The 13,559-nt window shown below is 66.5% G+C and carries 10 protein-coding genes; 4 read left to right on the top strand and 6 right to left on the bottom strand.

Annotated elements, in window-relative coordinates; translation table 11 throughout:
- Window positions 1–92: 92 nt before the first annotated feature.
- Both A3Q7_RS0104560 and A3Q7_RS20750 read right to left on the bottom strand, forming a co-directional pair.
- Entirely contained in the window at window positions 93–1,631 is a 1,539-nt protein-coding gene (locus A3Q7_RS0104560; protein WP_018410675.1) for a transposase, read from the bottom strand.
- A gap of 136 nt (window positions 1,632–1,767) precedes the next feature.
- Window positions 1,768–2,028 (bottom strand): hypothetical protein, encoded by a 261-nt coding sequence (locus A3Q7_RS20750; RefSeq protein ID WP_157278094.1) that lies wholly within the window; start codon window positions 2,026–2,028, stop codon window positions 1,768–1,770.
- 545 nt (window positions 2,029–2,573) lie between these two features.
- Between A3Q7_RS20750 and A3Q7_RS0104555 the strand changes: the two genes are divergently transcribed.
- From A3Q7_RS0104555 to A3Q7_RS0104540, 4 genes are all read left to right on the top strand, one after another.
- Window positions 2,574–2,996 carry a hypothetical protein gene (locus tag A3Q7_RS0104555; protein WP_018410674.1) on the top strand — a complete coding sequence of 141 codons (423 nt, stop codon included), beginning with the start codon at window positions 2,574–2,576 and terminating at the stop codon, window positions 2,994–2,996.
- Window positions 2,997–3,090: 94 nt separating this feature from the next.
- On the top strand, window positions 3,091–4,167 hold the full coding sequence (locus tag A3Q7_RS0104550; RefSeq protein WP_026224486.1) for an HlyD family secretion protein: 1,077 nt from the start codon (window positions 3,091–3,093) through the stop codon (window positions 4,165–4,167).
- A 7-nt stretch (window positions 4,168–4,174) separates the two neighbouring features.
- Window positions 4,175–6,925, top strand: a complete 2,751-nt coding sequence (gene rbbA, locus A3Q7_RS0104545) for a ribosome-associated ATPase/putative transporter RbbA (protein WP_018410672.1) — start codon at window positions 4,175–4,177, stop codon at window positions 6,923–6,925.
- A 46-nt stretch (window positions 6,926–6,971) separates the two neighbouring features.
- Entirely contained in the window at window positions 6,972–8,096 is a 1,125-nt protein-coding gene (locus A3Q7_RS0104540; RefSeq protein ID WP_018410671.1) for an ABC transporter permease, read from the top strand.
- 13 nt (window positions 8,097–8,109) lie between these two features.
- Here A3Q7_RS0104540 and A3Q7_RS0104535 read toward each other — a convergent pair whose 3' ends face one another.
- The 4 genes from A3Q7_RS0104535 to dapE are packed head-to-tail and all read right to left on the bottom strand — an operon-like array spanning window position 8,110 to window position 13,531.
- Window positions 8,110–8,559 carry a response regulator gene (locus A3Q7_RS0104535; RefSeq protein ID WP_018410670.1) on the bottom strand — a complete coding sequence of 150 codons (450 nt, stop codon included), beginning with the start codon at window positions 8,557–8,559 and terminating at the stop codon, window positions 8,110–8,112.
- Between the two features lie 12 nt (window positions 8,560–8,571).
- Complete coding sequence (locus tag A3Q7_RS19405) at window positions 8,572–11,502, bottom strand: PAS domain-containing sensor histidine kinase (RefSeq protein WP_018410669.1); 2,931 nt, start codon at window positions 11,500–11,502, stop codon at window positions 8,572–8,574.
- Window positions 11,502–12,389, bottom strand: a complete 888-nt coding sequence (gene prmB, locus A3Q7_RS0104525) for a 50S ribosomal protein L3 N(5)-glutamine methyltransferase (RefSeq protein ID WP_018410668.1) — start codon at window positions 12,387–12,389, stop codon at window positions 11,502–11,504. The genes A3Q7_RS19405 and prmB overlap by 1 nt, the downstream gene beginning before the upstream one ends.
- Entirely contained in the window at window positions 12,386–13,531 is a 1,146-nt protein-coding gene (dapE, locus tag A3Q7_RS0104520; RefSeq protein WP_018410667.1) for a succinyl-diaminopimelate desuccinylase, read from the bottom strand. The genes prmB and dapE overlap by 4 nt, the downstream gene beginning before the upstream one ends.
- Between the last annotated feature and the right edge of the window lie 28 nt (window positions 13,532–13,559).

Genomic DNA, 13,559 nt, shown 5'->3' with positions numbered 1-13,559 from the left:
CTCGCGATCTTCGCTTCATCGTCGTCTCCTGAGGTCTGCCTCGGCCGCTGCCCGGCGCACTCGAATGGCGTCGGTGTCGGCCGCCAGCTTACCTAGTTCGCGTAGCCATGGTGCCCGAGCTTTTCGATGTTGTGCACCAGGCAGTACAGCTTCCATTGCCCATCGACCTTGCTGCGTCCGCGCAGCGTGAAGCGGGTGAGCCGCTTGTTGTGGCGCAGATTGCCGAACACGGGTTCGACGGTGGCGAAGCGCGCGGCGATCATCCGTTTGCCCTCAATTGAATCGATGCGCCGCTTCATCCGCTCGGTGTGTGATTCGATGCCATCGCGCTTGCCGCGGAAGAAGGCGACCTGTCGCACCTTCGTCGTCTCCGGCGTGCGCAGGCAACGGGTGCGCAGCGCGCACGGCACGCAGTCGCGCTCGGCGCCGGTGTACTTCGTGGCGGCGTAGCCGTTGATCGTGCAGTCGCCGCCGTTGCGATACAGCCGCTTGCCCGCCGGGCAGATGCAGTGGCTGCGGTCGTCCGCTTCGGTGAAGTCGGTATTGGCGTAGCGCTTGTTCTTGCTGGCGCTGCGCGCTGCCTTCGCCTTGTCACTCTTATCCCACAGCGCATCGGGCTTGGCTCTGTGCTTCGCCTGATCGGCGTACCTCGGGTCGCGCTGCCGGTAGCCGTTGTCACAGATCCAGGCTGGAATGTTTCGGCTATCCAGTCCAGCGAGATTCTTCTCGGAGTGATAGCCGGCGTCGGCGCAGATCGCCGTGTCGGTGTGGCGCTGTGGTGCGCAGGCATCGATCACCGGCAGCAGCAGTTCCTGTTCCGAGCCCGTGCCGTGCGCCTGCGCATCGACCACGATCTGGTGCGCGGCATCGACCGCCGCTACGCCGGTATAGCCCTGGATCACGCCCTTGGCGGTGGCCATCTTGGCCGAGTCGTTGTCGGTGCGGTTACTCAGGCGCACCCCGCCCTTGGCGCCGCGCCGCTCGTCCGGATTGAGCGCGAGCCAGTCGCGTATCTTTGCCGCTTCGTGACTCAAGCGTTCGCGGGTGCGCTGTGCGCGGGCGGCCTCGTCGTCGCAACCGGCGGCATCGCGCGCCTTCTGCTCCTCGATCATGCGCTGCACGGCCGCGTCCATCTTCGCCGCCTCGCGCTCGAAATCGGCACGCGTGCCGCTCTTGGCCTTCGATGCGTTCGACGGCAGCTTCACGCCGTCGATGGCAAAGAGCTCGCGGCCGATCAGGCCCTGGCGGTCGCATACCAGCAGCACCTGGGTGAACAGCGCCTGGGCCTCGTCACCCAGCGTGCTGATGAAGTGCGCAACCGTGGTGAAGTGCGGGGCGCTGTCGCCGGAGACGGCCATGAACAGCACGTTGTGGCGGCAGGCGGTGGCGATGGAGCGGGAACTGAGCACGCCGCGCGAGTAGGCGAGCAGCACGATCTTGAGCAGCACCGCCGGATCGAAGGCCGGGGCACCGCCGGCGTCGTTGGCGTAGCGGGCACGGAGGACGGAAAGATCGAGGTCGTTGTCGACCAGGTGGCAGAGCGCGAACTCGAAGGTGCCGGGCAGCACCTGTTGCGCGAAATCGACCGGGATGAGCTTCAGGCCGTAGTCGGGGGTCTTGAATCGCGGCATCGCAGGGCTCCGCAGAGGCGATGCGCAATCATAACAACGGCATGTGAACGGTGGGGCGGAAGGAGGGGTTTTTCTACAGCCTCAACGCTGAGCTAAGGGGCGCGCAGCGAAGCGGAGCGTCCCTTTGAGCGCCGGGTTATGTTGTTTTTTGAGATTCACGATACCTCCGGTTTGCTTCACGGATCAGGCAGACGATGCAATAAACGAACAAGCCCAAAAAAATAATTGCGAGTGCTAATGCACCGAATGCCCAAACCCCAGCTCGCTCAGGTGGCCAACGCTCGGGTTCCGCAGCACTTAGCCACGAGTAGAAAATAAAACTGACACCTGCGTAACCAGCAGCTGGTAACGAAAGAAATAAACCAAGCCATGTGAATAATTTTCTACGCTTGGTCATGATGCAACATAACGCGAGGTCGCCGCCCGATCCGGCGAGTAAGCCGGCTTCTGTCCGGATAAGCCGTCAAACCGGACGTCAAATTCAGTACGCACTTTCTTGTTCTCCTCGTGGTTGCTGTGTTTACGCGCGGTACGAAAGAAACCGTGAAACCGGACACCCACTCGCGCGGGGGCACGTTACGGGGCCCGCCGGGTTCGATCCGCCGCCGCTACGCTACCCGCCTGCGCGACTCTAGCGCTGGCATCTTGCGGGCGCATATCGGCCATTTATCCGATTCCGGCGTTTCAACGCGCTGTCTGCGCTGAAACGGGTCGCTGACCGGGCGCACCGGCGTTGGCGCATTCGCTGGCGACGGGATGGGTTGTTTACACTCCGCAGCCTGATCGATGAGGCGACACGGGTGGGTCCTCGCGCCGCTTGCTGTGGTTCTCGTCGTCCCGCTCTCCAGAGAGCCAACACGGTACGTATCTGCGTACGAAACATCCATGAGGCGCCATGTTGCTGAACGTTCGAGGTGAGCTGACCGCGGAGGCGGGCAGCCGATGAATACCCACTATCCATCTCCCCTCCAGGTCGAATGGACCACGCTGCAGCAGGACCACGAGCGCCATGAGCGTTGCGCGGTCGGTATCAAGCTGGCGGCGGTGGCGTTGGCCGCTTTCTGCACGCTGTTCGGCTTTCCCATCGAGCTGTCCGGCACGTTGCTGGCCGTGGTTTGGCTGATCGAAGCCATGCTGCGCACGGTGCAGGCGCGGCTGGCGCAGCGCATCCTGCGTGTCGAGGGGCTGCTGGAAGGCGGCGGCGAGGGCGCCGGCGCTTTCCGCTTCCACAGCGAATGGCAGGCCGGTCGCCCGGGCGGCGCCGGCTTGATCGCCGAATACCTGGGCAGCGCGCTCCGGCCCACCGTGGCGTTTCCGCACGCGGTGTTGCTGGCGCTGCAATTGGCCATGGCTTTCACCGCATGACGGCGATGCGGCGCCTCGTGGCTTGCGGCAGGTCAATACGGGCGGGCTGCTGCACGGCACAATTGCGGCCATACACGTACGGATTGTCTGCCGCATGAGCACTTCTCGCCGAACCCTGCCGCTACTGATTGCCCTGGCCGCCGTGGCGGCCGCGGGCTATGCCGGCTGGCAGCATTTCTTTCCCGCCACGGGCGATGACGGCTTCGCGTCCGGCAACGGGCGGATCGAAGCCACCGAGATCGATGTCGCGACCAAGATCGGCGGCCGGCTGGACGCGGTGAGCGTGCGCGAGGGCGACGACGTGAGCAGCGGCCAGGTGCTGGCGCGCGTGGATACCGCGGCGCTCGAAGCGGATCTGCATGCCGCCGAAGCGCAGCTCATCCAGGCGCGCGCCAATCGCGACGCGGCGCAGGCGGCGATCGCGCAGAGGCAGAGCGATGTCGCCGCCGCGGATGCGCTGGTGTCGCAGCGGGAAAGCCAGATGCAACTCGCCGAAAAGGACATCGAGCGCACCCAGCGTCTGGTGGACAAGGGCTTCATTTCGACGCAGAAGCTGGATGTGGACCGCAACGCGCGGCAGTCGGCCCAGGATGCGACACGCGCCGCGCAGTCGCAACGCCAGGGGGCACGCTCCGCGGTGGATGCGGCGCGCGCCGCGGCGGCGCAGGCGAGCGCGGCCATCGAGGCGGCGCAGGCCCGGGTGGAACGCCTGCAGGTGGATCTGCGCGACGCGGACATCAAGGCACCGGCGGACGGCCGCGTGCTGTACCGCCTGGCCGAACCGGGCGAGGTGCTGGCGGCCGGCGGCAAGGTGCTTACGCTGCTCGACATCACCGATGTCTACATGACCATCTTCCTGCCCACCTCGCAGGCCGGGCGCGTGGCGATCGGCAGCGAGGCGCGCATCGTGCTCGACGTGCGGCCGGATATCTCGATTCCGGCCACGGTGAGCTTCGTGTCACCGCAGGCGCAGTTCACGCCGAAATCGGTCGAAACCCAGGCCGAGCGTGAAAAGCTCATGTTCCGGGTGCGCGTGAAGATCGCGCCGGAACTGCTGAAGGCTTACGCGAAACAGGTGAAGACCGGGCTGCCCGGCGTGGCCTGGATACGGCTGGACCCGGCCGCACCGTGGCCGGCCCGGCTGCCGCCGCCGGTGAAGTCCGGCGACTGACCGCGGCATGGACGCACCGGTTGCACGATTGTCCGGCGTGTCGCTGCAATACGGCGATACGCGGGCGCTCGATGACATCACGCTGGATCTGCCATCCGGCTGCATGGTCGGCCTGATCGGCCCGGATGGCGTGGGCAAATCCAGCCTGCTGGCGCTGGTGTCCGGCGTGCGGCGGATACGCGAGGGCAGGGTGGAGGTGCTGGGCGGCGACATGGCCGACCGTCGCCACCGCGCGCGCGCCTGCCCGCGCATCGCCTACATGCCGCAAGGTCTCGGGCGCAATCTGTACATGACCTTGTCGGTGTTCGAAAACATCGATTTCTTCGGCCGGCTGTTCGGCCACGCGCATGCCGAGCGCGCAAGCCGCATCGCCGAACTGCTGGACAGCACCGGACTGACGCCCTTCCGCGACCGGCCGGCCGGCAAGCTGTCGGGTGGCATGAAGCAGAAGCTCGGCCTGTGCTGCGCGCTCATCCATGATCCCGACCTGTTGATACTGGACGAGCCGACCACCGGCGTCGATCCGCTGTCGCGCCGCCAGTTCTGGCAGCTCATCGACCGCATACGCGCGCGCCGGCCGGGCATGAGCGTGCTGGTGTCCAGCGCCTACATGGGCGAGGCGGCCGGGTTCGACTGGCTGGTGGCGATGGATGCCGGACGCGTGCTGGCGAGCGGCAGTCCGGCCGATCTGATGGCGCGCACCGGCACCGCTGATCTCGATGCGGCCTTCATCGGCCTGCTGCCGGCCGAGAAACGGCGTGGCCACCAGGCGCTGGTGGTGCCGCCGCGCGCCGCCGGCGGGGACGGCCCGGCCATCGTCGCCGAAGGGCTCACCATGCGCTTCGGCGAGTTCACCGCGGTCGATCATGTGGATTTCCAGATCGGGCGCGGGGAAATCTTCGGCTTCCTTGGGTCGAACGGCTGTGGCAAGACCACCACCATGAAAATGCTCACCGGCCTGCTGCCGCCGACCGAGGGCAGGGCGCTGCTGTTCGGTCGCGAAGTCGATGCGCGCGATATGGACACGCGACGCCGGGTGGGCTTCATGACCCAGGCCTTTTCGCTGTACGGCGAACTGAGCGTGCTGCAGAACCTGGTGCTGCACGCGCAACTTTTCCATCTGCCGGCGGCCGACATTCCGGCGCGCGTGCAGGCCCTGGTCGAGCGCTTCGATCTGGCCGCCTACCGCGACGATACGGCGGCCGATCTGCCGCTGGGCATACGCCAGCGCCTGTCGCTCGCGGTCGCCGTCATCCACGCGCCGGACATGCTCATCCTCGACGAGCCGACCTCCGGCGTGGACCCGGTGGCGCGCGATGAATTCTGGCGCCTGCTGGTCGAGCTGTCGCGCCGCGACGGCGTGACCATCTTCGTGTCCACCCACTTCATGAACGAAGGCGAGCGCTGCGACCGCATATCGCTGATGCACGCGGGACGGGTGCTGGCGAGCGATACCCCGGCGGCGCTGATCGAAGCGCGCGGGGCCGCCTCGCTGGAGGAGGCCTTCATTTCCTGGCTGGAGGAGGCAACGGGCGAGGGGGCGACCGGCCCGGGCGCGCCACAGCCGCCGGTCGAGCCCGTGGCGAACCCGGTGAGGGCCGGCGCGGCCGGGCGGGCCATGCCGGAGGTGCCGGCCGCCTTCAGCCTGCGCCGGCTGCTCGCCTACGCGCGACGCGAGTGGCTGGAGGTGCTGCGCGATCCGGTGCGCCTGACCTTCGCGCTGCTCGGCTCGGTCATCCTGACCACGATACTGGGCTATGGCATCTCCTTCGATGTCGAGGACCTGCGCTTCGCGGTGCTCGATCACGACCGCTCGCCGGAAAGCCGCACCTATATCGAAAGCGTGTCCGGGTCGCGCTACTTTCTGGAGCAGCCGCCGCTGCGCGACGCCGCCGATCTGGATCGCCGCATGCAGACCGGCGAACTGAGCGTGGCATTCGAGATTCCGCCGGATTTCGGACGCGATCTGCGGCGCGGCCAGTCGGTGGAGGTGGGCGTATGGATCGATGGCGCCATGCCGTTCCGCGGTGAAACCACGCTGGGCTATGTGCAGGGCGTGCACCTGGGCGTGCTGCAACGGCTGGCGCTCGAGGCGGGCGTGGGCAGCGGTGCCCTGGTGACCCTTGAGCAGCGCTACCGCTACAACCAGGATTTCAAGAGCCTGTACGCCATGGTGCCTGCGGTGATTCCGCTCATGCTGGTGTTCATTCCATCCATCCTGATGGCGGTTGGCGTGGTGCGCGAGAAGGAGCTGGGTTCCATCACCAATCTGTATGCCACGCCGGTCACCCGGCTGGAATTCCTGCTCGGCAAGCAGTTGCCCTATGTCGGCGTGAGCATGCTGAGTTTTTTCGGGCTGGTGGTGCTCGCGGTCTACGGCTTCGATGTCCCTCTGAAAGGCAGTCTGGCGACGCTGTCGCTGGCCGCCCTCATCTTCGTCACCGCAACCACCGGCCTGGGTCTGCTCATGTCTTCGTTCGCGCGCACGCAGATCGCGGCGCTGGCGGCCACCGCGGTCATCACGCTGCTGGTGACGGTGAGCTTTTCCGGTCTCACCAGCCCGACCTCTTCGCTGGAAGGGGCGGGGGCCTGGCTGGGCACCTTCTTCCCGGCGACCTATTTCCTGAACATCAGCCGCGGCGTGTTCACCAAGGCGCTCGAACTGCGCGACCTGTGGCGGGACTTCGCGGCGCTTGCCGCCTTCGTGCCGGTGCTCACGCTGCTGAGCGTGCGGCTGCTGAAGAAGCAGGAGGACTGAACATGGACAGCGCAGCCGCCCGGGCCGTGCCGAAGGACGCGCGCTGATGCGTCACCTGCTCAACATCTATCGTCTGGGCATCAAGGAACTGCGCAGCCTGTGGCACGACAAGGTGCTGCTCATCATGATCGTCTGGGCGTTCAGCGGCGGCATCTATACCGCGGCCACCGCCACGTCGCAGGAACTGCACAACGCGCCGATCGCGCTGGTGGACCAGGATCGCTCGGTGCTGTCCGGTCGTCTCGCCGCGGCCTTCTACGGCCCGTACTTCAAGATGCCGGACATCATCACCCCCGATCGCGTGGACCCGGCGCTGGATCGTGGCGAGTACACCTTCGTGCTCGACATCCCGCCCGATTTCGAACGCGACGTGCTGGCCGGCGAAGCGCCCGCCATCCAGCTCAATATCGATGCCACGCGCATGAGCCAGGCCTTCGTCGGCGCAGGCTACATCCAGAACATCGTCCAGGGCGAGGTGAGCGAATTCGTGCAGCACCGGCGCGATGGCGCGGTGTCGCCGGTGTCGCTGGTGCCGACCGTCAAGTTCAATCCCAATCTGACCAGCGCATGGTTCGGCAGCGTGATGGAAATCATCAACAACATCACCATGCTGTCGGTCATCCTGACCGGGGCGGCGCTGATACGCGAGCGCGAGCACGGCACGCTGGAACATCTGCTGGTGATGCCGCTGGGCGCAGCGGAAATCATGCTCGCCAAGGTGTGGTCGATGGCGCTGGTGGTGTGGGTGGCGGCCGGGCTGTCGCTCGTGCTGGTGGTGCAGCGCGCGCTCGGCGTGCCGGTCAGCGGTTCGGTCGCGCTGTTCATGGCGGGCGCCATGCTGCAGCTTCTCGCCAGCACCTCGCTCGGCATCTTCATGGGTACGCTGGCGCGCAACATGCCGCAGCTCGGATTGCTCATGATCCTGGTCATCCTGCCGCTGGAAATGCTGTCCGGCGGCATGACGCCGCGCGAGAGCATGCCCGGACCGGTGCAGGACATCATGCTGCTGGCGCCCACCACGCATTTCGTCAGTCTGGCGCAGGCCGTGCTCTACCGGGGCGCGGGGCTGGATGTGGTGTGGCCCAGCCTGCTCGCCACGGCAGCGATCGCGCTGGCGCTCTTCCTGGCGTCGCTGGCCCTGTTCCGGCGCAGCATCGCCAGCGCCGGCTGACCGGCGCGGAGGATCAGACCCCGGGAGGATCGACCGGCTCGTTCAGCACCAGCCAGTAAAGGCCGAGCTGGCCGACCGCGTAGATGAACTTCTCGAAATCAACCGGCTTGCGGATATAGCTGTTGGCGCCGAGCTGATAGGCCTCGTAGATGTCCTGCTGCTCGCGCGAGGTGGTCAGGATGACCACCGGCAGCAGATTGGTGCGCGCATCGGCCCGCACCCGGCGCAGCACTTCCAGACCATCGACGCGCGGCAGCTTCAGGTCGAGCAGGATGACCGCCGGAGCGATCGACAGGTCGCGGCCGGCATGCGGCCCGGTACCGAACAGGTAATCCAGCGCTTCGACGCCGTCGCGGGCGACGATGACTTCATTCGCGATGCGGTTCTTGTGAAAGGCCCGAAGCGTGAGCGCTTCGTCGTCGGGATTGTCTTCAACCAGCAAAATCGGGCGTTCGCTTGCCATAAACCAGCCTGTTCAGGTCGCCTGTGTCAATGTGCCTGGCTCGAGCGTGAAATAGAAGCAGGCTCCACGCTCGACCTCTGCTTCGGCCCAGATGCGGCCGCCGTGTCGTTGCACGATGCGGTTCACAATGGCCAGACCGATGCCGCTCCCTGAAAACTCACCGACCGAATGCAACCGCTGGAAGGGGCCGAACAGCTTTGTTGCATAGCGCATGTCGAAACCCGCACCATCGTCCCTTACAAAATACACGAGCTCCCGATCCTGTCGCAAGCTACCGATCTCGATGCGGGCACTGGCGTGCCGGCTGGTGAATTTCCACGCATTGCGCATCAGATTGTCCATGCAGATACGCAACAGATTGGCATCAGCATACACGCGCATGCCAGGACTGATGAGGAATTCTGCCCGGCGCTCCGGCTCGGCCCGCGCCAGCTCGGCGGCGATGTCCTGGCACAGCGCGCTCAGGTCCACCGGCTGGCGGTTCATTTCGTTGCGCGTGATGCGTGCCAGACCCAGCAGGTCGTCGATCAGCCGGTGCATGCGCTGCGTGCCGGCGCGAATGCGCCTCAGGTAGTCGCGCCCCTGGTCGTCCAGACGGTCGGCGTAGTCCTCCTCGATCATGCGCGAGAAACCGTCGATGCCGCGCAACGGAGCCGCCAGATCATGTGACACCGAGTAACTGAAGCTTTCCAGCTCGCGCATCGCGTTGAGCAGTTCGGCCGTGCGCTCGCGCACCCGGGTTTCGAGCTGCTGGTTCAGGGCCAGCACATTGTTTTCCGCTTCTTTCTGGGCGCGGATGTCCAGGCCGGTGCCGAGCAGGTGCGGCTGGCCGTCGAGATCGATGCGATAGAGGCTGAACGCGTGCGCCATCGGTTCGCCATGGGCGGACAGCAATTCGGCTTCGAAACCGGTGTCGCGGTGGGTGAAGGCGCGACGCGCCTGCCGGCGCAGCATGTGGCGCGCTTCGGCCGGGAACAGGTCAAGCGCGGGCTTGCTGATCAGTTCGGTGGCGGCGCGACCGGTGAGCACCTGCAGGTTCTCGTTCCAGCGCCGCAGCGCCCCGCGGGCATCCAGCAGGAAGAACACGCCGGGCATGCTGCGTACCAGCGCCGCCGAAAAATGCTCCTCGCGCCGTGCGGCATCCAGTGCGCGGCGCCGTGCCGTGTCGTCCGAGAAGATCCAGATGGTTTCGTCGTCGCCGCTGTCGGAGGCGAGCTGGCGCACCGACACATAGACATGCAGCGAACTGCCGTCCTCGCGCATCAGCGTGGATTCCTGCGCATAGGGCTGCGGCGCGCTGCGCGCTGCGCGGTCCAGCAGGCGCGGCAGGTCGCGGCCGTCCTCGAAGAACAGGTCCATGGTGCAGCCGATGAGCTGCGCCTGTTCATAGCCGAAAATCTCTTCACAGCGCCGGTTGCAGTCGGCGATGCGATCGTTGCGCACATAGACGATGGCCACCGGCACGTCGTCGAGCAGGGCCTGCTTTTCCTTGGCCAGCGCGATCACCGCCTGTTCCGCCTGCTTGCGTTCGGTGATGTCGGTCAGTGAACCGGAGAAGCGCAGCACCTTGCCATTGGCGCTGCGCGTGGCAAGTCCGCGGTCGCGCACCCACAGGTAGTGCCCTTCCTCATGCAGCATGCGGTATTCGATGTCGTAGGACTCGCGGCGCAGGAAGTGTTCGTCGATCGCATGCTGCAGCCGCGACAGGTCATCCGGATGCACCCGCTCGAGCAACTGGTCATGGGTCTGCGGCTGCATGGACTGCGGCAGGCCCAGCATTTCGCTCAGCCGCGGCGACAGATAGTAGCGCCCGGCCTCGATGTCCCAGTCCCACGCGCCGTCGAACGAACCGCGTACCGCGTGGAACAGGCGCGCCTCGCTTTCGCGCAGCGCGTCCAGCGTCATGCGCTCGCGCGTAATGTCCTCTATCGTGCCGGACAGCAGGATGGGCGCACCCTCCGCGTCGTGTGCGGCGACGGCGCGCAGCCGGAACCAGCGATAGGTGCCGTCCCGCACCCGCAGGCGCACCTGGTCGTCGCTGCGCGCGATCTGCTGCGCCAGCAGCTTTTCCCGCGCCCGCTTGAGCGCGCTCGCGTCGTCCGGGTGTATGGCCGCGCTCCAGTTGAAATTCTGGGCGAATCCCTCATCCTCGCTGAAACCGAGCAGTTCCGTGAAGCGTGCGTTGTAGTCGCTCTGGCCGCTGCGCAGATCCCATTCCCATTGCGCCGCGTCGTGTGCGCTCAGGGTGCGTGCCATGCGCTGCGAAATCGCCTGTTCCGACTGTCGCCGTCCTTCGAACAGTTCGCGCGCGGTATCCAGCCGGTCTGCCAGCGGCTGGCACAGCGGAGAGGCGGACCGCAGCGCGGCCGTGTCGGGCCAGGCGCCGCCCGCAAGTGCATCCAGCGCCTCCTGCATCGCCTTCAATGGCGCGTGGATGCGCCGGCGCTCGAGGGTGCGCATGCCCTGCATCACCAGTATGCAGAAGCCGGCGAGCAGAAGCGCGATCACCACGGTAGCGGACTGCTCCGTCCATTTCCGTTCGCCTGTCCTGCCCAGAACGAGCGTGCCGACGTAAGCATCGTTGACCGCAAGCGCTCCCTCGCTGCGCAGGACCAGCGTGCCGTTGTCGGCCGCCGTTTCGTCCATGCTGACCAGGACCTCGCCCGCCGCGTCGACCACGCGCGCTTCACTGATCCGGTCGCGAATGCGTGCCGATTCGAGAATACGCTGGATCGCCTCGCGATCGTGCACGAGCACGGCCTGCGCGAGTTCGGGTTCCAGGTTGCTGTGCACGCGGGCCAGATCGTGGCGGCCGGACAAGGCGGCCATGCCCAGCGCCACGACCACGACGAACAGCGCAAAGGCCGAAAGTCGGCCGATCTGCGGCAGGACACGTTGGCGCGCGCTGCTCGCGCGCTCTGCTGCACTGCTGCCTTCGGCCATCAGATCAGATCTTCCGCCCGCAGCAGGAAAACAGGCGCTTCGGCGCTGTCGGTATCCAGCCAGACCAGCGGCAGGCCGGGCAGGGCGGCTTCCGCCTCCAGCCGATTGCGGCCGACCTCGACCAGCAGCAGCCCGCCCGGGTTCAGGTGCGATCCGGCTTCGGCCACCAGGCGGCGCACGATGTCCATGCCGTCGTCGCCGGCCCCGAGTGCCATCGCCGGTTCGCGGCGGAATTCCGGCGGCAGCGCATCCATGGCATCGCTCGTGACATAGGGCGGATTGGACAGGATGAGGTCGTAGCGACGACCGGCGAGCGGTGCGAACAGATCGCCCTGCAGCAGTTCTATCCGGTCCTCCAGAGCGTGATCCGCCACGTTGAGGCGGGCGACCTCCAGCGCATCCGGCGACAGGTCGACCGCATCCACGGCCGCGTCCGGATAGCTGTAGGCGGCGGCGATGGCCAGACAGCCGGAACCGGTGCACAGATCGAGCACTGACCCCGGCGGGCCGCTCTCATCCAGCCACGGTGAAAAATCGTCCTGCATCAGTTCGAACAGGTGCGAGCGCGGAATGATGACGCGCGGATCGACCCGGAAGCGCAGGCCGCCCAGCCAGGCCTCGCCGGTGATGTAGGCGGCCGGCTCGCGCTGATCGACCCGGCGGCGCACGATGGTGTCCAGACGTTGCGACTCGCCGGCCGTGAGGCGCGCATCGATGAAGGCGTCCAGACGTTCCGACGGCAGATGCAGCGCATGCATGACCAGGTAGACCGCTTCGTCCCACGCCTCGATGAAGCCCTGGCCGAATGCCACATCGGCTTCGCCCATGCGGCTTACCATGTAGCGCAGCCAGTCGCGCACCGTGAGCAGTTCCGCCGGGGCGCTCATCGCGTCGCCTCGACGCCGAGCAGACGCTGCAGCAGACCTTCGTAGATGCGCGACAGCGGCTCGATGTCGGCTACCGCCACGCATTCGTTCAGCTTGTGTATGGTCGCGTTGCTTGGACCGATCTCGACCACCTGTTCGCAGATATCGGCGATGAAGCGCCCGTCCGAGGTGCCGCCGGTGGTCGACAGCTCGGGCGTCAACCCGGTCACCGCGCCGATGGCCGCCCCGGCCGCATCGACCAGCGTGCCGCGCGGCGTCAGATAGGGCTTGCCGCCCAGCGTCCAGACGAGGTCGTAATCCAGGCCGTGGCGATCGAGCACCGCGCTCAGACGTGCCTTCAGCGAATCCGGCGTGCTGGCGGTCGAGAAGCGGAAGTTGAACAGCACTTCCAGCGTGCCGGGGATGACGTTGGTCGCGCCAGTGCCGCCCTTGATGTTCGATATCTGCCAGCTCGTCGGCGGGAAATACTCGTTGCCGGCATCCCAGGTGATGGCCGCCAGTTCGGCCAGGGCCGGCCCGAACAGATGGATGGGATTCTTCGCCAGATGCGGGTAGGCGATATGGCCCTGCACACCCTTCACGGTGAGCCGGCCGGACAGCGAGCCGCGGCGACCATTCTTGATCATGTCGCCCAGCTTGGTCACCGAGGTGGGTTCGCCCACCACGCAGTAATCCAGCTTCTCGCCGCGCGCCGCCAGCGCCTCGACCACGCGCACCGTGCCATCGGTGGCATCGCCTTCCTCGTCGGACGTGAGCAGGAAGGCGATCGAGCCGCGATGATCCGGCCGGCTGGCCACGAAGCGTTCGGTCGCGGTGACGAAGGCGGCGAGCGAAGCTTTCATGTCGGATGCGCCGCGGCCGTACAGCATGCCGTCGCGCACGACCGGCTCGAACGGGTCGCTCTGCCACTGATCCAGCGGACCGGTGGGCACCACGTCGGTATGTCCGGCGAAACAGAACAGCGGCGCCGCGCTGCCGCGCCGCGCCCACAGATTGGATACGCCGTTGCTGTCCATGCGTTCCAGCGTGAAACCGATGGCGGACAGTCGCGCGCCAAGGGTGTCCAGACAGCCGCCATCGGTCGGCGTGACCGAACGCGTGGCAATGAGCTGTCGCGTGAGCTCGAGGGTTGCTTCAGACATCGGGGAAGGTCCATTCATTGACGGAAAA

It is taken from the genome of Methyloversatilis thermotolerans (assembly GCF_000372885.1).
Lineage (GTDB): Bacteria > Pseudomonadota > Gammaproteobacteria > Burkholderiales > Rhodocyclaceae > Methyloversatilis > Methyloversatilis thermotolerans.
The sequence above is the reverse complement of the archived record's forward strand: the minus strand, read 5'-3'. Positions and strand labels throughout refer to the sequence as shown.

Excerpts from the sequence above, each read along its gene's own strand:
- A3Q7_RS0104540 (WP_018410671.1), top strand. The coding sequence starts at position 6,972 with ATGCGTCACCTGCTCAACATCTATCGTCTGGGCATCAAGGAACTGCGC.
- A3Q7_RS0104550 (WP_026224486.1), top strand. The coding sequence starts at position 3,091 with ATGAGCACTTCTCGCCGAACCCTGCCGCTACTGATTGCCCTGGCCGCC.
- dapE (WP_018410667.1), bottom strand. The coding sequence starts at position 13,531 with ATGTCTGAAGCAACCCTCGAGCTCACGCGACAGCTCATTGCCACGCGT.
- A3Q7_RS19405 (WP_018410669.1), bottom strand. The coding sequence starts at position 11,502 with ATGGCCGAAGGCAGCAGTGCAGCAGAGCGCGCGAGCAGCGCGCGCCAA.
- rbbA (WP_018410672.1), top strand. The coding sequence starts at position 4,175 with ATGGACGCACCGGTTGCACGATTGTCCGGCGTGTCGCTGCAATACGGC.
- A3Q7_RS20750 (WP_157278094.1), bottom strand. The coding sequence starts at position 2,028 with ATGACCAAGCGTAGAAAATTATTCACATGGCTTGGTTTATTTCTTTCG.
- A3Q7_RS0104555 (WP_018410674.1), top strand. The coding sequence starts at position 2,574 with ATGAATACCCACTATCCATCTCCCCTCCAGGTCGAATGGACCACGCTG.
- prmB (WP_018410668.1), bottom strand. The coding sequence starts at position 12,389 with ATGAGCGCCCCGGCGGAACTGCTCACGGTGCGCGACTGGCTGCGCTAC.
- A3Q7_RS0104560 (WP_018410675.1), bottom strand. The coding sequence starts at position 1,631 with ATGCCGCGATTCAAGACCCCCGACTACGGCCTGAAGCTCATCCCGGTC.
- A3Q7_RS0104535 (WP_018410670.1), bottom strand. The coding sequence starts at position 8,559 with ATGGCAAGCGAACGCCCGATTTTGCTGGTTGAAGACAATCCCGACGAC.